19 protein-coding genes are annotated in these 21,364 nt (G+C 37.1%); 15 read left to right on the forward strand and 4 right to left on the reverse strand.

Annotated elements, in window-relative coordinates:
• Window positions 1–160: 160 nt before the first annotated feature.
• The 5 genes from tuf to AB3219_RS07975 all read left to right on the forward strand — a co-directional run bounded on the left by tuf (window position 161) and on the right by AB3219_RS07975 (window position 5,260).
• Window positions 161–1,348: an elongation factor Tu gene (gene tuf / locus AB3219_RS07955; RefSeq protein WP_057808055.1), complete on the forward strand. Its 1,188-nt coding sequence runs from the start codon at window positions 161–163 to the stop codon at window positions 1,346–1,348.
• 201 nt (window positions 1,349–1,549) lie between these two features.
• Window positions 1,550–2,881, forward strand: a complete 1,332-nt coding sequence (tig, locus tag AB3219_RS07960) for a trigger factor (protein ID WP_216754428.1) — start codon at window positions 1,550–1,552, stop codon at window positions 2,879–2,881.
• A gap of 136 nt (window positions 2,882–3,017) precedes the next feature.
• Window positions 3,018–4,265, forward strand: a complete 1,248-nt coding sequence (clpX, locus tag AB3219_RS07965; RefSeq protein WP_216762722.1) for an ATP-dependent Clp protease ATP-binding subunit ClpX — start codon at window positions 3,018–3,020, stop codon at window positions 4,263–4,265.
• Between the two features lie 114 nt (window positions 4,266–4,379).
• Window positions 4,380–4,970 carry a ribosome biogenesis GTP-binding protein YihA/YsxC gene (gene yihA / locus AB3219_RS07970; protein ID WP_057808063.1) on the forward strand — a complete coding sequence of 197 codons (591 nt, stop codon included), beginning with the start codon at window positions 4,380–4,382 and terminating at the stop codon, window positions 4,968–4,970.
• 2 nt (window positions 4,971–4,972) lie between these two features.
• Window positions 4,973–5,260 carry a nucleoside triphosphate pyrophosphohydrolase family protein gene (locus AB3219_RS07975; protein ID WP_057808061.1) on the forward strand — a complete coding sequence of 96 codons (288 nt, stop codon included), beginning with the start codon at window positions 4,973–4,975 and terminating at the stop codon, window positions 5,258–5,260.
• Between the two features lie 339 nt (window positions 5,261–5,599).
• Here AB3219_RS07975 and AB3219_RS07980 read toward each other — a convergent pair whose 3' ends face one another.
• Entirely contained in the window at window positions 5,600–5,749 is a 150-nt protein-coding gene (locus tag AB3219_RS07980) for an SPJ_0845 family protein (protein ID WP_216754426.1), read from the reverse strand.
• Between the two features lie 187 nt (window positions 5,750–5,936).
• On the opposite strand from AB3219_RS07980, the gene AB3219_RS07985 reads away from it, so the two are divergent.
• The 5 genes from AB3219_RS07985 to AB3219_RS08005 all read left to right on the forward strand — a co-directional run bounded on the left by AB3219_RS07985 (window position 5,937) and on the right by AB3219_RS08005 (window position 13,575).
• Window positions 5,937–7,415: an ABC transporter substrate-binding protein/permease gene (locus AB3219_RS07985; protein WP_216754425.1), complete on the forward strand. Its 1,479-nt coding sequence runs from the start codon at window positions 5,937–5,939 to the stop codon at window positions 7,413–7,415.
• Window positions 7,405–8,148, forward strand: a complete 744-nt coding sequence (locus AB3219_RS07990; protein ID WP_216754424.1) for an amino acid ABC transporter ATP-binding protein — start codon at window positions 7,405–7,407, stop codon at window positions 8,146–8,148. Before AB3219_RS07985 ends, AB3219_RS07990 begins: the two co-directional genes overlap by 11 nt.
• A gap of 177 nt (window positions 8,149–8,325) precedes the next feature.
• Complete coding sequence (gene uvrC, locus AB3219_RS07995) at window positions 8,326–10,119, forward strand: excinuclease ABC subunit UvrC (RefSeq protein ID WP_263794919.1); 1,794 nt, start codon at window positions 8,326–8,328, stop codon at window positions 10,117–10,119.
• 120 nt (window positions 10,120–10,239) lie between these two features.
• Window positions 10,240–11,535: a GTPase ObgE gene (obgE, locus tag AB3219_RS08000; protein WP_216754422.1), complete on the forward strand. Its 1,296-nt coding sequence runs from the start codon at window positions 10,240–10,242 to the stop codon at window positions 11,533–11,535.
• A 108-nt stretch (window positions 11,536–11,643) separates the two neighbouring features.
• A complete protein-coding gene (locus AB3219_RS08005; RefSeq protein WP_367369462.1) occupies window positions 11,644–13,575 on the forward strand; it encodes an acyltransferase family protein in 1,932 nt (643 codons plus the stop codon).
• Window positions 13,576–13,637: 62 nt separating this feature from the next.
• On the opposite strand, the gene AB3219_RS08010 is transcribed toward AB3219_RS08005, so the two are convergent.
• Both AB3219_RS08010 and AB3219_RS08015 read right to left on the reverse strand, forming a co-directional pair.
• On the reverse strand, window positions 13,638–14,423 hold the full coding sequence (locus AB3219_RS08010) for a hypothetical protein (protein WP_216762724.1): 786 nt from the start codon (window positions 14,421–14,423) through the stop codon (window positions 13,638–13,640).
• A gap of 16 nt (window positions 14,424–14,439) precedes the next feature.
• On the reverse strand, window positions 14,440–14,712 hold the full coding sequence (locus tag AB3219_RS08015; protein ID WP_057806846.1) for a hypothetical protein: 273 nt from the start codon (window positions 14,710–14,712) through the stop codon (window positions 14,440–14,442).
• A 178-nt stretch (window positions 14,713–14,890) separates the two neighbouring features.
• On the opposite strand from AB3219_RS08015, the gene rnz reads away from it, so the two are divergent.
• From rnz to AB3219_RS08040, 5 genes are all read left to right on the forward strand, one after another.
• A complete protein-coding gene (rnz, locus tag AB3219_RS08020; RefSeq protein ID WP_057806844.1) occupies window positions 14,891–15,817 on the forward strand; it encodes a ribonuclease Z in 927 nt (308 codons plus the stop codon).
• Window positions 15,818–15,832: 15 nt separating this feature from the next.
• Entirely contained in the window at window positions 15,833–16,648 is an 816-nt protein-coding gene (locus AB3219_RS08025; protein ID WP_260365131.1) for an SDR family oxidoreductase, read from the forward strand.
• Between the two features lie 11 nt (window positions 16,649–16,659).
• Window positions 16,660–17,001 (forward strand): lipopolysaccharide assembly protein LapA domain-containing protein, encoded by a 342-nt coding sequence (locus AB3219_RS08030; RefSeq protein WP_216754588.1) that lies wholly within the window; start codon window positions 16,660–16,662, stop codon window positions 16,999–17,001.
• Window positions 17,002–17,112: 111 nt separating this feature from the next.
• Window positions 17,113–19,458 (forward strand): single-stranded-DNA-specific exonuclease RecJ, encoded by a 2,346-nt coding sequence (recJ, locus tag AB3219_RS08035; RefSeq protein WP_367369391.1) that lies wholly within the window; start codon window positions 17,113–17,115, stop codon window positions 19,456–19,458.
• On the forward strand, window positions 19,459–19,977 hold the full coding sequence (locus AB3219_RS08040) for an adenine phosphoribosyltransferase (protein WP_057806837.1): 519 nt from the start codon (window positions 19,459–19,461) through the stop codon (window positions 19,975–19,977).
• A 49-nt stretch (window positions 19,978–20,026) separates the two neighbouring features.
• On the opposite strand, the gene AB3219_RS08045 is transcribed toward AB3219_RS08040, so the two are convergent.
• The gene (locus AB3219_RS08045; protein WP_216762726.1) at window positions 20,027–21,352 is read right to left on the reverse strand and encodes a replication-associated recombination protein A; all 1,326 of its coding nucleotides are present in this window, start codon (window positions 21,350–21,352) and stop codon (window positions 20,027–20,029) included.
• Window positions 21,353–21,364 lie beyond the last annotated feature (12 nt).

Genomic DNA, 21,364 nt, shown 5'->3' on the forward strand with positions numbered 1-21,364 from the left:
TTTAATTGGTTTACAAACTTCAATGTTCTATATATAATGTTTAAGGATTCTCTAAGGTGAACCTTTGCCTTTTCATGAGGATGTAGTATAATAGTTTTTAAAGAATCCAGCCACGCCAAGGGCTGAGTAATTCTTACGAAAATACAGGAGGTTCGTATTAATGGCAAAAGAACATTACGAAAGAACAAAACCCCATGTAAATATTGGTACAATTGGCCATATTGACCATGGGAAGACTACTTTGACAGCAGCTATCACAAAGGTTTTAGCTAGCAAAGGTTTAGCAAAAGCTGAAGACTATGCTGATATTGATGCTGCTCCAGAGGAACGTGAACGTGGTATTACAATCAATACTGCTCACGTTGAATATGAAACAGAAAAGCGTCATTATGCACATATTGATGCTCCAGGACATGCTGATTACATTAAGAACATGATTACTGGTGCCGCTCAAATGGATGGTGCCATCTTAGTTGTTGCTGCAACTGATGGTCCTATGCCACAAACTCGTGAACATATCTTACTTGCTCACCAAGTTGGTGTTAACTATATTGTTGTCTTCTTAAACAAGACTGATTTAGTTGATGATGACGAATTGATTGACTTAGTTGAGATGGAAGTACGTGAATTATTATCAGAATACGATTATCCTGGTGATGATATTCCTGTAATCCGTGGTTCAGCTTTGAAGGCCCTTGAAGGCGATCCAGAACAAGAAAAAGTTATCCTTCACTTAATGGATGTTATCGATGAATATATCCCAACACCACAACGTGATAACGACAAACCTTTCTTAATGCCTGTTGAAGATGTCTTCACAATTACTGGTCGTGGTACTGTTGCTTCTGGTCGTATCGACCGTGGTGAAGTTAAGATCGGTGACGAAGTTGAAATTGTTGGTTTGAAGGATGAAGTCCTTAAATCTACTGTTACAGGACTTGAAATGTTCCGTAAGACTCTTGATTTAGGTGAGGCCGGCGATAACGTTGGTGTCTTACTTCGTGGTATTAACCGTGAACAAGTTGTCCGTGGACAAGTACTTGCTGCACCTGGTTCAATCCAGACACACAAGAAGTTCAAGTCTGAAGTATATATCTTGACGAAAGAGGAAGGTGGTCGTCATACACCATTCTTCTCAAACTATCGTCCTCAATTCTACTTCCATACAACTGATGTTACAGGTGTCATTGAATTACCTGATAACGTTGAAATGGTAATGCCTGGTGATAACGTTACATTTACTGTAGAACTTATCGAACCAGTTGCCATTGAAAAAGGTACTAAGTTCACTGTTCGTGAAGGTGGACATACTGTTGGTGCCGGTGTTGTTTCTGAAATTGATGATTAATTAATTTTTGAAGCATATTAAAAAGATTCGGAATTTAATTCCGAATCTTTTTTTGTATTTCGGGTTCAATGTGATACAAATTAGCCTTTATACACGATAATTAAGGACATAAGCATTTACAATTCTATTTGTATACGGTAAACTAGTATCCGTATGCAATACAAATTGTAAAACCACTTTTTTATTGTCGGAGGGAAAATAATGACTGCAAAATGGGAAAAAAAGAGTGCTAGTAATGGCGAATTAACATTCGAAATTAGTACTGATAAAATTCAAGAAGGTTTAGACAAAGCCTTTCAAAAAACACGGAAACAATTAAATGTTCCCGGATTTCGTAAGGGACGTGTCCCACGTCAAATCTTTAATCAAATGTATGGCGAAGAAGCACTCTATGAAGATGCTTTAAATATTGTACTTCCAGAAGCTTATGAAGCTGCTATTGAAGAAACAAAAATTGAACCAGTGGATCAACCAAAAATTGATGTTGATAGTATGGAAAAGGGTAAAGCTTGGGTTTTAAAAGCTGTTGTGACTGTTAAACCAGACGTTAAACTTGGTGATTACAAAGGCTTAAGCGTTGCTAAACAAAGTCATCGTGTTACTTCTAAAGAAGTAGACGCTGACATTGAAAAGAAACGTGAACAACAAGCAGAACTTGTTTTGAAAGAAGACAAGCCAGCTGAAAAGGGTGACACAGTCACAATTGATTTTGTCGGAACAGTTGATGGCAAACCATTTGATGGTGGCAAGGCTGAGAATTATGATTTGGAACTTGGTTCTAATTCCTTTATCCCTGGTTTTGAAGATCAATTAATCGGTCATAAGTCAGATGATAAGGTTGATGTTAAGGTAACTTTCCCTGATGACTACAATGCAGAGGATCTTCAAGGTAAAGAAGCTGTCTTTGCCGTTACTATTCACGAAATTAAAACAAAAGAACTTCCTGAATTAGATGACGAATTTGCTAAAGACGTTGATGAAGAAGTCGACTCTTTGGAAGAATTAAAAGCTAAGACACATGATGAATTGAAGAAACAAAAAGACGATGCAGCTGCTCAAGCTAAAGAAGACGAAGCAATTCAAAAAGCTGTTGACAATGCTGAAGTTAAAGAAGTTCCTCAAGCAATGATCGATGAAGATGTTCAACGTCAGCTTGACCAGTACTTAGCAAACATGCAACAACAAGGAATTGATCCAAAGACTTACTATAAGATCACTGGTACTTCAGAAGATGATCTTAAAAAGCAATTAGCTGATGGAGCTGAAAACCGAGTTAAAACTAATTTGGTTCTAGAAGCAATTGTTGAAGCTGAAAAGATTGTCCCTACAGCTGATGAAGTTGCTGCTGAAATCAAAGATTTGGCTTCACAATATGGTATGGAAGAGAGTGCTGTTAAGAAGGCACTTTCTGAAGACATGTTGAAGCATGATATTGCTGTTAAGAAGGCCGTTGCAGTTATTACAGATTCTGCTGTAGAAGAAAGTAAAGCAAAAGCTGCAAAAAAAGATGATACAGATAAAGAAGCTAAATAATTCAAGCTTATCTTGAATACAAGAAGGAGGTTGGGAAAAGCAAATTTTCTCAATCTCATTTTTGTAAAACGAGTTATTAGCTTAATATCAGGGTTTTTGTTATGATGGTTCTATAAACATTAGAGAGGTGAGTTGGTTGTTAGATAACACCGATAACACAGGGACAATAACTTGTTCGTTCTGTGGAAAAACTCAGGATCAAGTTAAAAAAATTGTTGCAGGTCCTGGCGTTTATATTTGTAACGAATGTATTGATTTATGTAAAGAAATTATTGATGAAGATGTTTCTCGTGAGAGTGCTGAGGAATTTTCTGATATTCCGACACCGGCAGAAATTGTCAATAAGTTGAATGAATATGTGATTGGTCAAACAGAAGCTAAACGTACCCTTTCAGTGGCGGTATATAACCATTATAAACGAATCAACCAAATGGAAAATGCTGATGATGGGGATATTGAATTACAAAAGAGTAATATTAGTATTATTGGACCAACTGGTTCAGGAAAGACTTTTTTAGCTCAAAGCTTGGCTCGTATTTTAAATGTGCCATTTGCAATTGCAGATGCAACGACATTAACAGAGGCTGGTTATGTTGGGGAAGATGTTGAAAATATTCTCTTAAAACTTTTACAAAATGCAGATTACGATGTAGATAAGGCTGAAAAAGGAATTATTTATATTGATGAAATCGATAAAATTGCTAAAAAGAGTGAGAATGTTTCTATTACCCGTGATGTGTCCGGTGAAGGGGTTCAGCAAGCACTCCTTAAGATTCTAGAAGGTACAATTGCTAATGTGCCACCTCAAGGAGGACGTAAGCACCCACAACAAGAGTTTATTCAAATTGATACCACTAACATTTTATTTATTGTCGGCGGTGCTTTTGATGGTATTGAAGATATTGTTAAGAGTCGTTTAGGTGATAAAGTCATTGGATTTGGCACAGACTCAACTAAGGTGATTGATGAATCTAAGAGTCTCATGCAACAAGTGATTCCAGAAGATTTACTCCGATTTGGTTTAATTCCTGAATTCATTGGTCGTTTACCAATTTTAACGGCCTTGGAAAAACTAACCACGGATGATTTGGTTCGAATTTTAACAGAGCCCAAGAACGCTTTAGTCAAACAATACAAGACTTTACTAGCGCTGGATGATGTTAAACTACATTTCACACCACAAGCTTTGCGAGCAATTGCTAAAGAGGCAATTTCACGAAATACTGGTGCTCGTGGGTTACGTTCGATTATTGAAGAGGTTATGCGTGATATTATGTTTGATATTCCTTCTCGAGAAGACGTTGAACAAGTTACAGTGACGAAACGAACTGTGGTTGATCATGCAGAACCAGAATTAATTTTAAAAGACAAAAAAGCTTCCTAAATGTGTGGTAATAAAAGAATGATGGCTTCTGAACTGGAAGTCATTATTTTTTTGATCAAAAATTTCAATCTTTGTGTGTTAAAATTAAACAAGATTAAAAAGGTGGTACAAGAAATGGAAGTTCATAATGTCGAGTTGGTCATGAGTGCCGTAGCTCCAGCTCAGTATCCAACAACTGGTTATCCAGAAATCGCGCTTGTAGGGCGTTCTAACGTTGGTAAGTCATCGTTGACAAATGTTTTAATTAATCGTAATAGTTATGCAAGAACGTCTTCACAGCCGGGGAAAACGCAAACTTTGAATTTCTATAATGTTGAGGATCAATTGTACTTCGTTGATGTTCCAGGTTATGGCTATGCCAAAGTATCGAAAACAGAGCGTGAAAAATGGGGAAAAATGATTGAAACCTATTTGTCTACGCGTCCTCAATTAAAGGGTGTAATTTCCTTGGTTGATGCACGTCATGCACCAAGTGAAGATGATGTTGCAATGTATGATTGGCTACATTACTATCAAATTCCAATTTTAGTTGTGGCAACTAAGAGTGATAAGGTTGTTCGTGGTAAGTGGAATAAGAGTGAAAGCTTAATCAAAAAGACACTCCATTTTAGTGAACCTGATGAATTTCAACTTTTTTCGGCCCAAACAAAAATGGGTAAGGATCAGGTTTGGCAATGGATTGAGAAACGTATCGGGGAGGATTAATAATGGAATTCAATGATTATCAAAAGAAAGCAAACAGAACTTTGTTTGGCAATGAACAAGTTTTAACAAACTGTGCCCTAGGTTTAGCAAGCGAAAGTGGGCAAGTAGTAGATTTAGTTAAAAACTATACCTTTCATGGTAAGGATTTGAATCGAGAAGAGTTAACTAAAGAAATGGGAGATGTTTTGTGGTATCTCTCTCAAGTTGCTGAATGGGCGGATATTCCTTTTGAACAGGTAGCACAAGAAAATATTGAAACTTTAAATCAACGATATCCAGCAAATAAATAAATACTAAAGGTTGAAAGTATCAAAATCACTTCAATAACTGATGTTAAACGACTTAGCCTATAAAAAAAGTTTAAAATGCCGTCTTTCAGCAAATGGGCTCAGTAGTGACATTTATCTTAGCGATTTTCGCTTAGATAAAGGCCGAGCTTGAAGACGTGGTTTGCGGCTTCAAGTCGTGCCCACTACGTTCCAGACCGGGTGAGCCGTAGGACGGCATTTTAACCTAATTTTGTTACCATGAACACTTTTGTGTCAGACAATTAGATACATTTTTGTGCTTTCAATCTTTAGATAAATAGTAAAAATGAGTGAAAGTTGACATTTGATGTCAATTTTCACTCATTTTTTTTGCTTTTTATCTTTATTGGTGTCGTCATTTCTTTTCAGAAATTTGTTCTTTTTATCAATAGCCTTTTTGTCTTCAACTGGTGCAACAAATTTATCCAACATTTTTTCGAGATTTATTTCTTGTTTAATTTTTAAGCCCATACCCATCACTCCTTGCGCTTATCATAACAGATTTTATATCATCTGTCAGCAAATTGGAAAATATGCATTATAAAATGAATATAAAGGCTTTAATTGCATAAAAAGAATTATTTTTCAAAAAAGCTTGTATAAATAATCAAAATAGATTATACTTCGTATATTCTATTTGACGTAGGGAGTTGCAATTATGAAAAAAAAGTTTTTAGAGATTATTACGATTGTTGGATTATTGTTCACTTTATTGCCCTTTGGTACCGCAAATGCGGCGAGTTCAAAAACCAGTTCGAGTGATCAATCATTAGCTAAAATTCAAAAAAAGGGTGTTTTAGTTATGGGAACTAGTCCTGATTATGCCCCTTATGAGTTTCAAACTACAAAAAACGGTAAAAGTGTTGATGTCGGAATGGATATTAGCATTGCTAAACAGATTGCAAAGGATTTAGGAGTCAAACTTAAAATTAAGAACATGGATTTTGATTCCTTATTGGTTGCCTTACAAACTGGTAAAGTAGATATGGTCATGGCCGGAATGAATCCGACAGCCGCACGTCGAAAAAACGTAACCTTCTCCAATATTTATTATCAGGGTGGCCAAGATATTGTTATTAACAAAAAGGATGCTGGCATATATACAAGTAAAAAGTCCTTTGTGGGTAAGACATTAGGTGCTCAAACAGGAACCATGCAATATAATATGGCTAAGAAACAAATTTCAAATGTGACAGTTAAAGGATTTGATAAAGGAGCGGATTTAATTTTAGCTCTTCAAACCAATAAGATTGACGGAATTGTTATGGAAAAGCCAAGTGCCGAAGCTTATGTAAAGAACAATCCGCAACTTAGTTTAATTAATGGGAACTTTAATTTAAATACTAATGAAACCAGTTCCGCGATTGCTTTCCAAAAGGGTGCAACTAGTCTCGCTGGTGCCGTTAATAAGAGCCTTGCAAAAATTAAGAAAAAGGATTTAATCAACAAGGTATACTTAAAAGAAGCCGGAACTCATATGAAAACCAATACAGTCAATACTTCAATGACTCATTATTGGAAATACTTTGCTAAAGGAATTGGCTATACTTTACTTATTTCAGCGTTTTCTGTGTTCTTTGGTTTTATTTTAGGAACGATTCTCGCATTTATGCGTTTAAGTCGAAACAAATTATTAAAATTAGTCTCAACGGCTTACATTGAGTTTGTTCGGGGAACGCCTTTAATGGTTCAAATTATGTTTGTTTACTTTGGAATTGGTTTGATTGTCAACTTACCAGCGTTAACATCAGGTATCATTGCTGTTTCTCTTAATAGTGGTGCCTACGTGGCTGAAGTCATTCGTGGCGGGATTAATTCAGTGGACAAAGGGCAAACAGAGGCAGCCCGCAGTTTGGGTCTTTCGAAGCAGGGAACGATGCGTTATGTGGTTTTGCCACAAGCAATTAAAAATATTTGGCCAGCACTGGGTAACGAATTTATTTCTTTGATTAAGGAAAGTTCGATTGTTTCAATCATTGGTGTGACAGATTTGATCTATCAATTGAAAATTGTTCAGTCAGATACGTATCGAGGAGTTGCCCCAATTGTGGTTGCAATGTTGTTGTACTTTGTTGTTACATTTGGTTTATCAAAGATTCTGGCTTATTTCGAAGGGAGAATGAAACATGCCAACTAATATTTTAGACATTCAAAAATTAAATAAAAAATATCATGAAACTGAAGTGTTAAAGAATATTTCCGAAACGGTTGAACAAGGACAGGTTATCTGCGTTATTGGTCCTTCTGGAGCAGGAAAAAGTACTTTTCTCCGTTGTTTAACTTTGTTAGAACAACCGACTGATGGACATGTGTTATTCGAAGGCACTGATCTTACTAATCTTAAGGAAAAACAACTAGACGAACTGCGTGAAAAAATGGGAATGGTTTTTCAAAGCTTTAATCTTTTCCCAAATATGACGGTGTTAGACAATATTAAATTAGCCCCGATGAATGTCAAAAATCTGTCTGATGAACAAGCAACCAAAACTGCTCAGAAACTCCTTGAGCAAGTTGGTTTGTCAGACAAGGGTTCGGTTTATCCGAACGGTTTGTCAGGTGGTCAGCAGCAACGAGTGGCGATTGCTCGTGCGTTAGCAATGGAACCAGAGGTTATGTTATTCGATGAACCTACTTCTGCGTTAGATCCCGAAATGGTAGGAGACGTTTTGAAGGTAATGAAGGATTTAGCGAAGGAAGGGATGACAATGGTTGTTGTCACCCATGAAATGGGATTCGCTCGTTCAGTAGCTGACCAAATTTGGTTTATGGACGGTGGCTACATTCAGGAAAAAGGAACTCCAGAGGAATTTTTCAGTCATCCTAAGAGTGAACGTGCACAAGACTTTTTATCTAAAGTTCTTGTTCAATAATAAGCAGTGAGATTAGGAAAGTGTTCTTAATCTCACTGTTTTTTTATCTAGTACAAATATGAAGTCTAGAATTTATGGACAAACTTACAAACGAATGTATGTTTGCCTTTATTGTTGCTCTGAATCCTGAAAGGCGTTATAATGTTACAAGTTTATTACGCTGGGAGGTGAAATCGGTTGGCATCAGAACATATTGAACATAAATTGGCTTTATTACCAGATTTACCTGGCTGTTATCAAATGAAAAATATTAATAGTCAGATTATTTATGTCGGTAAAGCAAAAAATTTAAAAAATCGTGTTCGTTCTTATTTCAAAAGTTCCCATGATGGAAAAACTGCTCGTTTAGTATCTGAGATCGCCGATTTCGATTATATTGTAACTTCTAGTGATAAAGAGGCGTTTTTGCTAGAAATTACGTTAATTAAAAAGTATCAGCCTTATTTTAATATCAAATTAAAACGAGGAACGGGGTATCCCTACATTAAAATCACCAATGAAAGAGATCCGCAAATGCTAATTTCTGGTGACTTAAAAAAGGATGGTGCGTACTACTTCGGCCCATATCCTAATGTTTATGCGGCAGAAGAAACACTTCATTTTTTACAAAAAGTGTACCCATTACGACGATGCACGGGCTTTCAGCATCGACCTTGCTTGTATTACCATATGGGACAGTGTTTAGGGGCATGTTTCAAAACAGTTCCAGAAGAAAAATATGCTAAACAGATTGCCCGAATTAAATCGTTTCTAAATGGTAATGTTAAAACAATCAAAAAACGACTTGTTGTACAAATGAATGAAGCTGCACAAGCATTAGAATTTGAACGAGCTGCAGATATTCGTGATCAGATTCATTATATTGAAGTAACGGTTGAAAAACAAAAAATCATTTCCAACGATCATACCCCACGTGACTTGTTTAACTTTTATATTGATAAAGGATGGTTGTCAATTCAAGTATTCTTTATTCGCCAAGCTCGGTTGATGAAACGCGAAAAAAGACTTTTTCCGGTTGTTAGCACTGCTCCAGAAGAATTGACGACATTTATTCTCCAGTTTTATAACCAGAAGAATAATTTACTTCCAAATGAGGTTCTTGTACCGTCCGGACTCGAAAACCAAGTCATTAGTGATATTTTAAAAGTACCGGTTCGGACACCACAACGAGGTCAGAAATGCGACTTAATGAATTTGGCTCAAGAAAATGCAAAAATTACATTAGAAGAAAAGTTTCGTTTGCTTGAACTGGATGATTCAAAAACAGTGGGTGCGATGAAAGAAGTTACGGACGCTTTAGGAATTCCGGCGGGTCATCGAATTGAAGCATTTGATCATTCCCATATTCAAGGAGCAGATCTAGTTTCGGCCATGGTTGTTTTTACAGATGGACAACCTGATAAAAAAATGTATCGCAAGTATAAGTTGACCACGGTTGACCATGCAGATGAAGCAGCTAGTACCCGTGAAGTTATCAGAAGACGTTATACACGGCTTTTAAAGGAGCATCAGAGCCTACCTGACTTAATTTTGATGGATGGTGGCGAGATTCAATTAAATGCGGTTAAGGATGTTTTAGTTAACGAATTGAATCTCCAAATTCCGGTAGCAGGAATGGTTAAAAATGATAAACATAAAACCGCAGATTTACTTTTTGGACCTGAAGACCGACACGTTTTATTGGATCCTAAAAGTCAGGGATTTTACTTAGTTCAGCGAATTCAAGATGAAGTGCATCGATTTGCGATTACTTTTCATAGGCAAGTGCATACGAAGCATTCATTGAGTTCACGGTTAGATGACATTGCAGGTGTGGGTCCAAAAACACGGAACAAACTTTTGCGAAAGTTTGGTTCTATGCGGCGGATTGCAGAGGCAAGTGTCTCTGATCTACGTGAATTAGGTATTCCGAAAAATGTGGCCAAAACAATTAAAATTTCTTTAAGTGGAACGGTAAAAGGTAATGCTTAAATTAAAATGAACGTTGAAGTCAGAAAAGAATAGAAAGAATCATTATAAATTACCAACAATATCTGCTAGAATAAGAATATTAGAGTCGAAAAGTCACGTTAAATAGTATTGGAGAAAAATATGTTTGTTGATCAAGTTAAAATTAATATAAAGGCTGGTAACGGTGGTAATGGAGCCGTTGCTTTTCGTCGGGAAAAGTTTGTGCCTAATGGCGGTCCTGCAGGTGGCGATGGTGGCCGTGGTGGCGATGTTGTCTTTAAGGTAGATTCTGGGTTAAGAACTTTAATGGACTTCCGTTATCAACGTAAATTTAAGGCTGCTTCCGGTAGCAATGGTATGAATAAGCAAATGACTGGACGAAGTGCCGAGAATTTAGTTGTTCGCGTACCGGGCGGAACTATCGTTAAAGATACTGAAACTGGTAAAGTTATCGGCGATTTGGTTGATAATGGTGATACTTTAGTAATTGCAAAAGGTGGCCGTGGTGGTCGTGGTAATATTCATTTTGCAAGTCCTAAAAATCCTGCTCCTGAAATTGCAGAAAATGGTGAACCTGGACAAGAAAAAAGTGTGCAATTAGAGTTACGTTTGTTAGCTGATGTTGGACTTTTAGGATTCCCATCTGTTGGTAAGTCTACTTTACTTTCCGTAGTGACTAGTGCAAAACCAAAAATTGCTGAATATCATTTTACGACATTGGTTCCTAATTTGGGGATGGTCCAGTTAGACGATGGACGTGATTTTGTTATTGCAGATATTCCTGGATTAATTGAGGGAGCTTCACAGGGTGTGGGGCTTGGTTTTGAATTTCTTCGTCATGTAGAACGAACGAAAGTTTTGTTACACTTAGTTGACATGAGTGGTGTTGAGGAAAGTAATCCATTTGAGAGTTATCAAAAAATTAATCAGGAATTAAGCAAATATGATCCTGATTTAATAAAACGTCGCCAAATCATTGTACCAACAAAAATGGATATGCCTGACGCAGAAGAAAATTTAAAGAAATTTCGCGAAAAGATGCAAAAAGCAGTTGGAGCAAATGACATGCCGGACATTTTCCCGATTTCTTCTGTTACACATAAGGGATTACAGCCATTAATGCAACATACTGCTGATGTTCTTGAAGCGACACCAGACCCAATTGAAGCACCAGTTGTTCCTGATCAGTCAGTTACGTATGCTTATGAAGCTAAAAAGCCATTCACAGTTGAACAAGATGAAGATGGTACCTGGGTATTATCTGGTGAAAAACTCGAAAGATTGTTTAAGATGACTAATACAGAGCATGATGATAGTTTAATTCGATTTGCCCGTCAAATGCGTGGAATGGGTGTGGATGATGCTTTGCGTAAAGCGGGTGTCAAAAATGGCGATTCAGTTCGTATTCTTGATTTTACGTTTGAATTTGTTGAGTAAGTTAATTTAGTTATAGAGGAATCGCGTATGGATTATGAAAAACAAGCTTCTCTGGGGAAACCTAAGAGAAAAAAAGAATCGATCCACGAAAATAGAAAAACGAGTAAAATGCCGACAGGAAAAAGGCTAAAAAATAGCCGGTATATTGCGGGCTTTGATGGTCTTAGGACGTTAGCATTATTAGGCGTTATTCTGTATCATCTCTTACCGTATGATCTTCAGGGAGGCTATTTAGGAGTCCCAATCTTTTTTGCCATATCAGGTTATTTAATCACTGATTTGTTCGTACAGGAATGGGATCAAAATGGGTCGATTAAAGTACTTTCTTTTTATGGACGACGCATAAAACGTCTTTATCCAACGCTATTAATTGTGTTAATAACCAGTACTGCCTATATGACCTTGTTTGCCCGTAATTTATTAGAAAATATTCGTAGCATAGTATGGACAAACCTCTTATTTGTTTATAATTGGTGGCAGATTGGTCACGGACAATCCTACTTTGATCGTTATAATGGTGAGTCTCCGTTCACACATCTGTGGTATTTATCAGTTATTGGACAATACTACTTTATTTGGCCGATTGTTCTTATTGGGTTATTGATTGCTTTTGAAAATCGTGGTCATATCCTAGGAATTTTAAATGGCTTAGCAATTGTTTCGGCGATTCTAATGTTTATTCTTTATGATCCTTCTAATACCAACCGGGTTTATTATGGTTCGGATACGCGCATGACTCCTTTCTTGTTAGGCGCGGCCTTGGCATTCTTTTGGCCCTCTACACATTTGAATCCAAAACTAAATAAAAATGGCCGGTGGTTCTTAAATATTATTGGGCTGGGTTCTCTGGGAATGATTATTTGGATGGCCTTCTCATTAAGTGGAACTTCAAGTTTTACTTATCATGGCGGGATGTTGCTATTTTCAATTTTTTCTGTCATTTTAATTGCAGTGATTGCGCATCCTGGGACTAAGTTTGGTAATTGGTTTAGTAATCCACTTTTTGCTTGGATAGGTAAACGAAGTTATGGAATTTATTTATATCAGTTTCCGGTAATGATCTTCTATGAAAAAGCAGTGGTAAACATTGCTAATCACCCTATTCTTAATCCATTGATCGAAATTGCTATTATTGTTGCAATCAGTGATTTGTCTTATCGTTTTATCGAAAAGCCACTGATTCATTTTAATTATGCCTATTCTTTTAAATTTCTCAGAGATCTGGTCAAACGAGATTCGAAAATTGGTAATAAACGTTATATAGCAATTCCAGTTATTCTGATTCTGCTTATTGCAGGTGTGGGAGTTGTTAGCGGATCAGGTAATAGTAATCACCATAGTAGTGCATTGCAAGTTAATATTTTAAAAAACAAAAAGAAATCAACGGCTCAAAATAATAAGGCGTTAAAAGCCCAAAAAGAAGCTCGTTTGAAGCGAAAACAACGTGCTGCTGAATTGGCAAGAATTAAAAAAGAAAAAGTAATAAAATTAACCGATGCTGAAACTAAAATTAAAACAAAATACCGGTTGGAACCTTCTGAAGTAAAACTAGCACAAAAAATGACTGTCACGGGTGTCGGGGATTCGATTATGGCGGATACTTCTGATGATTTACAAGAGGTATTTCCAAATGCTTACATTTCAGCTAAAGTAGGTAGACAAGTATGGCAGGCGGCTACATTATTAAAGCAGCTTGCGGCGCAAGGAAACTTAAGCAGTAATGTTTTAATTAATTTGGGTACTAATGGGCCATTTACGACTCAACAGTTAAAGACAATTGTTTCAATCGTTGGGACTAAACGACAAATATTTTGGGTAAACGTTCATGTACCAACGCGGAATTGGGAGTCGAAAGTAAATAAAACAATTACGGATGCAGGAAAGAAGTATAAAAACATTCACGTTGTAAATTGGTATGGGGCTAGCTTAAATCAAACCAATTGGTTCTATGGTGATCATGTCCATCCGAATATTGAAGGCAGTAAACAATATACGACGCTTATCACTAAAGCCATCGTAAAGTATGGTAGTGAAAACTAGTTTTAATCGTTTGCGTGATTAAAAAATGAGATCGGTAATTTAGCCAATCTCATTTTTTATTTTTAGAAATCAATGTCGGTTACAAGTGATTCTTTAGACAAATTTTTGCCATCAGTGCGATAACTACCCGAAAATTGAATGGTACAAGTTTTTAACGAATGAACGAGATTATCGGGGACCAATGTCATGACATTGGTACTGATTGTTTTACCAGAGCCAACATGTTTACCTGCAGAACCGTCAACCATATTACTGAGTGGTGTTCCTGCATAGCTACTAGACAGTTTTACGTAGTTAAGGCCACCGATAATTGCTTCAGTATTTCCATCATTTTTAATCGTATATTTGATTTGCAAGGTATAGTAAGTTGAATTGATATCGGTATTGTTGAACGCTGTGGCAACCACTTTTTTTGCCTTTTCAGTTTTGGCTTCGTTTTTTAGAAGTCGAACTTGTGTAATTTGATATTTTAGCGGGCGGGTAATAATAGTTTGATTTACTTTTTTAAATTTATTCAGAGTAAGCTTTGTGCCAAACGAATCATATGAGAACTGCTTTGGTTGAGTTAAAGCACCATGAGACACGTATTTGGCACTTTTTTTAATACTTTTTGGTACGACATACTGAGATGTCGTTTTAGAATTTTTGGCGTTTTTGGTCGAAGGTATCCGACTTGAAACAGATGAACTATTTTTTTGTTTGTCAGATTCACTAGGCACATGAGCATTCTTATTTTGATTTTTAAAAGCGGTCTTTCCCTTAGCCTGATAACGAGCTTCATGAGCGGAATTGCCACAACCACCTAGAATTAATGTGCTGAGAAGTAAAAATATAATGACTTTTTTCATTTTTTGAGTTCTTTCCTTATCCTAAAATCAACTTATCATTACGCAAATGATAGCCAAAAAGTTTGTGCGGTATTTGATCTAAAAATCCAAGCTGGGTAGCACCATTAATGTTTTGGGTCCGACTTTCAAATTGATTGAGTGTCAACGGTTTTTTACCAGATACCATAATGAGCCAGTGTTCGCTAATTTTTAACGAGTTTACAGGTAGATCATGGTTATCTTTGACAAAATACAATTGCAATTGCGGATCAAGTTCAGCTATTGATAAATTGAAATCAACTAATCGCATCAATTATTCTCCATTATATCGTTTGAATTTGGTTTATTTGTTACAAAATTAATTATAATTGATTACAGATACGATTTGAAGTGTAAACTAAGTGGGTTGTCATAGCAAATTAGGTGAAATTTGTGGTATGGTATTTAGGTAGGATTTATAAACAAGAGTAAATGGGGAACGACGTGTTATGGAATTAGAATTTTTAGGAACCGGAGCAGGTGTTCCCGGTAAATTTAGAAATGTGACAAGTGTAGCTTTAAAGCTTTTAGATGAACGTAACTCAATTTGGTTATTTGACGTTGGTGAAGGAACACAACAACAAATACTCCGGACAACAATTAAGCCTCGAAAAATTGATAAGATTTTTATCACACATTTACATGGTGATCATTTATTTGGGTTACCTGGATTATTAAGCAGTCGCTCGTTTCAGGGCGGTGAATCAGAGCTAGTAATTTATGGTCCTAAAGGGATTAGGCAATTTGTTCAAACCGCCATGCGAGTTTCCGATTCTCATCTATCTTATCCAATTCGTTTTGTGGAATTAGGTGACGAGGGCGTCATTTTTGAAGATGCAAAATTTAAGGTTTCTTTCTTAAGGTTAGATCATCGAATTGAAAGTGTTGGTTATCGAATTGTTGAAAAATCACATCCAGGACAGTTACAAGTTGAAAAACTAAAAGAAATGCATATACCATCTGGACCAGTTTATGGCCAACTAAAACGCGGTGAAAAAGTGATGCTTGATGACGGTCGTCAAATCGATGGTCAAGATTTCTTAGGAGCACCACAACCAGGTCGAATAGTGACTATTTTGGGTGATACACGTAAAACCAAGAACAGCTTTTTACTTGCTCAAAATGCAGATGTACTAGTGCATGAAAGTACATTTGCCAAAAATGAAAGTAAGCTTGCCCGTAATTATTATCATTCGACAAATGTTCAGGCCGCAAGCATTGCCAAAGAGGCGCATGTGCGTCGTTTAATCTTGACGCATATTTCGGCCCGCTATACTGGTAAAATGGCTAACGAGCTTCAAAAACAAGCTCAAACAGTATTTAAAGCAACAAAGGTTGTTCACGATTTTGATATTATTAATGTTCCACTTAGATAATTGAGGAGTGATCATATGTTAGCAAGGCTAAAAGGGTTGCGTGATTTAGATGGCAAACTGGTTTTGATTACCGGTGCGTCGAGCGGATTGGGTGAATTAGTTGCATATGAAGTAGCAAAACGCGGCGCAAGGGTGGTTTTATGTGCCCGAAATCTCGAAAAGCTTCGACAAGTGGCTGAAAAATGCAAAGAAATATCTCAAACAAGTGCTTTTGTGGTTCAATTGGATGTTTCTGATTCCGATGCGATTGACCAGCAACTGAACCACGTCTTAAAAGATATTGGTTCAGTGGATGTTTTAGTAAATAGCGCGGGTTTTGGTTTATTTGAAACTTTTCAACAAATTGATATGCATGTGACTGAAAAAATGTTTCGCGTTAATGTATTAGGTTTGATGTATGTCACACAAAAGATTGCCCAACAAATGATTGAGTCAGGTCGTGGGCAAATCTTTAATATTGCTTCAGTAGCTGGTAAGATTGCGACGCCCAAATCAACCGTGTATTCAGCAACTAAATTTGCGATAGTTGGGTTTTCTAATGCTTTGCGCCTTGAATTGCGACCCTTAGGTGTTCAAGTGACAACGGTAAATCCAGGACCAATGGCTACGAACTTCTTTAAACAGGCAGATCCTAGTGGTCGCTATTTTGATGCTGTGAAATTATTATCGCTATCACCAAATCGCGTGGCACATCAAATCAGTGAGGCAATAGGATATCGACGACGTGAAATAAATGCTCCGCTATATATGGAAGCCATTCACCGTGGGTATGAACTTTTTCCAAATTTTGGTGATTTGTTAGCAAGCAGTTCATTTTTTAATCGAAAGTAAGGAATTGAAATATGAAAAATCAATGGCGTGTTATTGTTATTTTGATCTTGGTTTTGGTAGTTGCCATTTTTGCTGTGGTAAATGTGAATGAGGTTCCTTTAAGTTTATTGTTTACGACCGTGCATTGGCCACTAGTACTTGTCATTTTGCTCTCTTTAGTTGCTGGTGCCTTAATTACTTTTCTAGTATCAATGGGGACGATGCTAGCACAAAAGAAGCAGCAAAAAATGGAAATGGATGTCGCAACTAAAAAAATTGATGCCCTTCGTGATGAAAATGCTGCCTTAAAGCGACGGGTAAACAATGTCAGTAATGAAGGTGCACAAAAGAATCGTAAGTTAGAGAAACTCTAGTTCTGGTTGGAGTTGTGAAGAATTAAATATCAAAAAATTTGGACGAAAGCGAAAATCTCAATGGAGAACGACTTTCGTCCACTCTGTTTTTATTGATTAGGAAGTGGAATCGTGCTAAAACCAAAATATCAGTGGCAACTATCTAGTGAAAAAACGTCACCTGTTCAAATTAAAACGATCGCGGAGGCCTGTCAATTAAGTGAAGTTGCAGCAAAAGTCTTGATTAATCGTGGCTATGACACCCCTGAAAAGGCTAAAACCTTTTTAACTCCTGATCCGCAAAGTATTCATGATCCTTTTTTGTTGCATGACATGCAAAAAGCTGTGGATAGGATTCAAACTGCGATTGTGAATAATGAAAGAATTATTGTGTACGGCGATTATGATGCTGATGGTGTTACAAGCACGACAATCATGTTTGAAACTTTGAACGAACTTGGAGCAAACGTGGATTATTTTGTACCAGATCGTTTTAAAGATGGTTATGGCCCCAATTTAGATGAATATAAGCAATTCATTGAAAACGGTGTGACATTATTAGTAACCGTCGATAACGGTGTTGCAGGAAATGAACCAATTGAGTATGCGGTAACTCACGGAATGGACGTTGTGGTTACTGATCATCATGAATTGCCGGAAACCTTACCTAATGCCACCGCAATTGTGCATCCGCGTTATCCCGGTGCCCATTATCCTTTCTCAGATCTTTCGGGAGTGGGCGTGGCTTTTAAGGTTGCTTCCGCCTTACTTGATGAAGTTCCGGAAGAATTTTTAGATTTAGTTGCTATTGGAACCGTTGGAGATTTAGTTTCATTAACTGATGAAAATCGTTTTCTAGTAGCGAGTGGATTAAAAGTTTTGAGTGAAGGGCAACGAGTAGGACTCAATGCGTTATTGAAGGTTAGTGGCTTAGAAAATCAACAGATTAATGAACAAGATATTGGCTTTACGCTTGCGCCACGGTTAAATGCGGTTGGTCGAATTGGTAACGCGGGTGAAGCAGTGGAATTACTGACTACCTTTGATGAAGAGAAAGCGGAGTTAATTGCAAAACATATTGATTCTGTTAATGATCAACGAAAACAATTAGTTGATACTGTGTATAATGAGGCCATTTTACAAGCTAAAACGCCTGATAATCTTGCTCAAAAAACGTTAGTTATTACCGGCATCGGCTGGCACCAAGGTGTTCTTGGCATTGTGGCCAGTCGTTTGGTAGAGGCAACTGGTAAACCCACGTTAGTTTTAAGTGGGAACACTGAAGAGGATGACTTAAAAGGTTCTGGTAGAAGTGTTGACGCACTGAACTTGTTTGAGGCATTAAATGTTAATCGGCAATTATATGTGAATTTTGGTGGTCATCACATGGCAGTGGGCCTAACAATTAAGAGAGAAAACGTACCAGAATTACGAAAGACCTTAGAGAACGCCGCAGAAACTGCTAATCTGGATGAAAATAAACTTGCACCTTTAACAATTGACGGTGTGATTAAAGCTGATCAAATTACAGTAGTAGCAATTAAAGATTTGGCTAACCTAGGACCGTTTGGTACGGATAATCCAACACCAGAATTTGAAATAGAATCTGAAAAGGTAACAAATGTGAAACAAATCGGAGCCAATCAGGATCATTTGAAATTTCAATTAAGTGGGAAAGATCAGACCATCGATGCAATTGATTTTAAACAGGGAAGGTTAATGCCTTATTTGCAGGCACTTCCGGAAAATGTTCGTGTTGTGGGTACTTTGGAGTTAAATACATGGCGGAATCAAACTAAACCGCAAATTATGGTAAAAGATGTATTGATTGATGCAGTGCCAATTATCGATAGACGAACCACCAAACTTACTGTTGAAATGTTTAAGTCACAGACGACCTATGTTTTCTTTCACAAAAAAACTTACGAAAAATTACAAGCGTACTTGAAGCCAGAAATTCAAGTAGTGGTTCTAGATGATTCGGAACCATCCAATATCTCATTAGAAGGAAATTTAGCACTTGTGGATTGTCCTGATTCACTTGCCCAGTTTACAGATTGGTTATCTAAACAGAATCCGGACGCCATGACGGTATATTTTTATCAGCAAAATAATGCTTATTTAGATGGTATGCCCACTCGAGAGCAGAGTGCAAAAGTCTTCAAGTTCTTTGCTAGTCATTCAGATATTGATTTGAAAAAACAGTTACCTGACGTAGTAAAACACTTGCATGTTGACAGAAGTATGTTAGTTTTCTTAATTCAGGTGTTTTTTGAACTGAAATTTGTTAAAATAGAAAGCGGTCGTGTTTCATACATTTCCAATCCAAAGCCACAAAAATTAAGCGTGGCTCCGGCCTATCAATTGAGAAAACAACAAATTGAAACACAAGAAAAGTTATTGTACAGCAAATCTGCCGATCTCACAACTTGGATGCAAGCATGTCTGACAGATAAAAACAAAGGAGTTGCTGATTAAATGGCATTAGATTTACATGATTATGTAGCAAGTATTCCTGATTACCCAGAAAAGGGTGTCATTTTCCGTGATATTTCCCCATTAATGGGTGATGGCAAGGCTTATAAACAAGCAACTAACCAAATTGTAGATTATGCACGTGGTAAGGGTGTTCAAATGATTGTTGGTCCTGAAGCTCGGGGCTTTATTGTGGGCTGCCCAGTTGCATATGAACTTGGAATTGGATTTGCTCCCGCACGTAAAAAGGGTAAATTACCTCGTGAAACGGTCAAGGCAACATATTCATTGGAATATGGAACTTCTTCTCTTTATTTGCATAAGGATGCGGTTAAGCCAGGACAGCGAGTATTAGTTACAGATGATTTACTTGCTACCGGAGGAACTATTTCGGCAACGATTGATTTAGTTGAGAAACTCGGTGGCATCGTTGTTGGGACAGCATTTATTATCGAATTAAAGGATTTACATGGTCGCGAAAAAATTAAAGATTATGATATGCTTTCATTAATGCAGTATTAGATAAAATAAAAAATCCTGTTAGCCATTTTACTTGGTTAACGGGATTTTTTTAGTTTTCGTGTTCTTGATGCCAAGTTTTGATATAAGCCAAACGTTGTTTAAATCGTTTCTCATTGCCTTCTTCGGTTGGTTCATAATATTCATGACCTTCTAAGTCAGGTGGCATAGTTTTCATTGTGGTGAGCTTATCTTTTTCAGAATGAGCGTATTGGTAGCCTTTGCCGTAACCCAAATTATCCATTAATTTTGTTGGGGCGTTTCTAATCTGAAGTGGTACAGGTTCGTTTCCCGTTGCCTTGACATCTTTTTTGGCTGCCAGTCGTGCCTTATAAATGGCATTTGATTTTGGTGACAAGGATAAATAAACAACTGCCTCGGTCAAATGAACATCACATTCAGGCATACCAAGAAACTGGCAGGCTTGGAAGACATTGATTGTAAGCTCAAGTGCTTTTGTATCCGCGACGCCAATATCTTCACTAGCGAAACGGACCAATCGGCGGGCAATGTAAAGTGGATCTTCGCCTCCATCTAGCATTCGTGATAGCCAGTAAATGGCAGCATTCACATCACTGTTGCGCATTGATTTGTGTAAAGCAGAAATGATGTTGTAATGTTCCTCACCGTGCTTGTCGTAACGCAACGATTTAGTGTTAATAAACTGACTCAAACTTGCTTCAGTAATAGTGACGTGATTATTTGAATGATCAGCGTTTAGTACTGCCATTTCAAGTGTGTTTAATGCTACCCGAGCGTCTCCATTGGCGAATTCGGCAATCAGTTTTAAAGTGCTTTTATCAATGTCAACAGTCAACTTCGGAAAAGCATTGGGATGATTGATCGCTTTTTGAAGAAGATTAATAATTTCGGTTACCGATAATTCTTTTAGCACAAACACCTTACATCGCGACAGTAATGCTGAATTAATTTCAAAAGAAGGATTTTCCGTGGTAGCACCAATTAATGTGATACTTCCTCGTTCAACAAATGGTAAAAAAGCATCTTGTTGTGCTTTATTGAAACGATGAATTTCATCAACAAATACAATTGTTTTTTGACCAATTTCACGATTCTCTTCCGCTTCTTCCATAATTTTACGAATATCTTTAATGCCACTCGTTACAGCGCTAAATGTAATGAAGTGGGATTTTGTTTTATGAGCAATGATTTGTGCAAGTGTGGTTTTGCCAACACCAGGTGGTCCCCAAAAAATGATTGAAGGTAATTGGTCTTGATCAATGATTTCGCGTAGCACTTTACCTTTGCCCAGTAAATGAGATTGGCCAGTAAAATCATCTAGGTTTTGCGGACGCACTCGATTAGCTAGTGGGCTATTTTGACTATTTTGATCTGCAAATAACGATTCTTGTTTCAAAGTGTCCTCCTT

Source organism: Pediococcus ethanolidurans, from assembly GCF_964062635.1.
Lineage (GTDB): Bacteria > Bacillota > Bacilli > Lactobacillales > Lactobacillaceae > Pediococcus > Pediococcus ethanolidurans.

What these genes read in the sequence shown, in the direction of transcription:
- tuf (WP_057808055.1), top strand. Translation starts at nt 161, where the DNA reads ATGGCAAAAGAACATTACGAAAGAACAAAACCCCATGTAAATATTGGT.
- tig (WP_216754428.1), top strand. Translation starts at nt 1,550, where the DNA reads ATGACTGCAAAATGGGAAAAAAAGAGTGCTAGTAATGGCGAATTAACA.
- yihA (WP_057808063.1), top strand. Translation starts at nt 4,380, where the DNA reads ATGGAAGTTCATAATGTCGAGTTGGTCATGAGTGCCGTAGCTCCAGCT.
- AB3219_RS07975 (WP_057808061.1), top strand. Translation starts at nt 4,973, where the DNA reads ATGGAATTCAATGATTATCAAAAGAAAGCAAACAGAACTTTGTTTGGC.
- AB3219_RS07980 (WP_216754426.1), bottom strand. Translation starts at nt 5,749, where the DNA reads ATGGGCTTAAAAATTAAACAAGAAATAAATCTCGAAAAAATGTTGGAT.
- AB3219_RS07985 (WP_216754425.1), top strand. Translation starts at nt 5,937, where the DNA reads ATGAAAAAAAAGTTTTTAGAGATTATTACGATTGTTGGATTATTGTTC.
- AB3219_RS07990 (WP_216754424.1), top strand. Translation starts at nt 7,405, where the DNA reads ATGCCAACTAATATTTTAGACATTCAAAAATTAAATAAAAAATATCAT.
- obgE (WP_216754422.1), top strand. Translation starts at nt 10,240, where the DNA reads ATGTTTGTTGATCAAGTTAAAATTAATATAAAGGCTGGTAACGGTGGT.
- AB3219_RS08005 (WP_367369462.1), top strand. Translation starts at nt 11,644, where the DNA reads ATGCCGACAGGAAAAAGGCTAAAAAATAGCCGGTATATTGCGGGCTTT.
- AB3219_RS08010 (WP_216762724.1), bottom strand. Translation starts at nt 14,423, where the DNA reads ATGAAAAAAGTCATTATATTTTTACTTCTCAGCACATTAATTCTAGGT.
- AB3219_RS08015 (WP_057806846.1), bottom strand. Translation starts at nt 14,712, where the DNA reads ATGCGATTAGTTGATTTCAATTTATCAATAGCTGAACTTGATCCGCAA.
- rnz (WP_057806844.1), top strand. Translation starts at nt 14,891, where the DNA reads ATGGAATTAGAATTTTTAGGAACCGGAGCAGGTGTTCCCGGTAAATTT.
- AB3219_RS08025 (WP_260365131.1), top strand. Translation starts at nt 15,833, where the DNA reads ATGTTAGCAAGGCTAAAAGGGTTGCGTGATTTAGATGGCAAACTGGTT.
- AB3219_RS08030 (WP_216754588.1), top strand. Translation starts at nt 16,660, where the DNA reads ATGAAAAATCAATGGCGTGTTATTGTTATTTTGATCTTGGTTTTGGTA.
- AB3219_RS08040 (WP_057806837.1), top strand. Translation starts at nt 19,459, where the DNA reads ATGGCATTAGATTTACATGATTATGTAGCAAGTATTCCTGATTACCCA.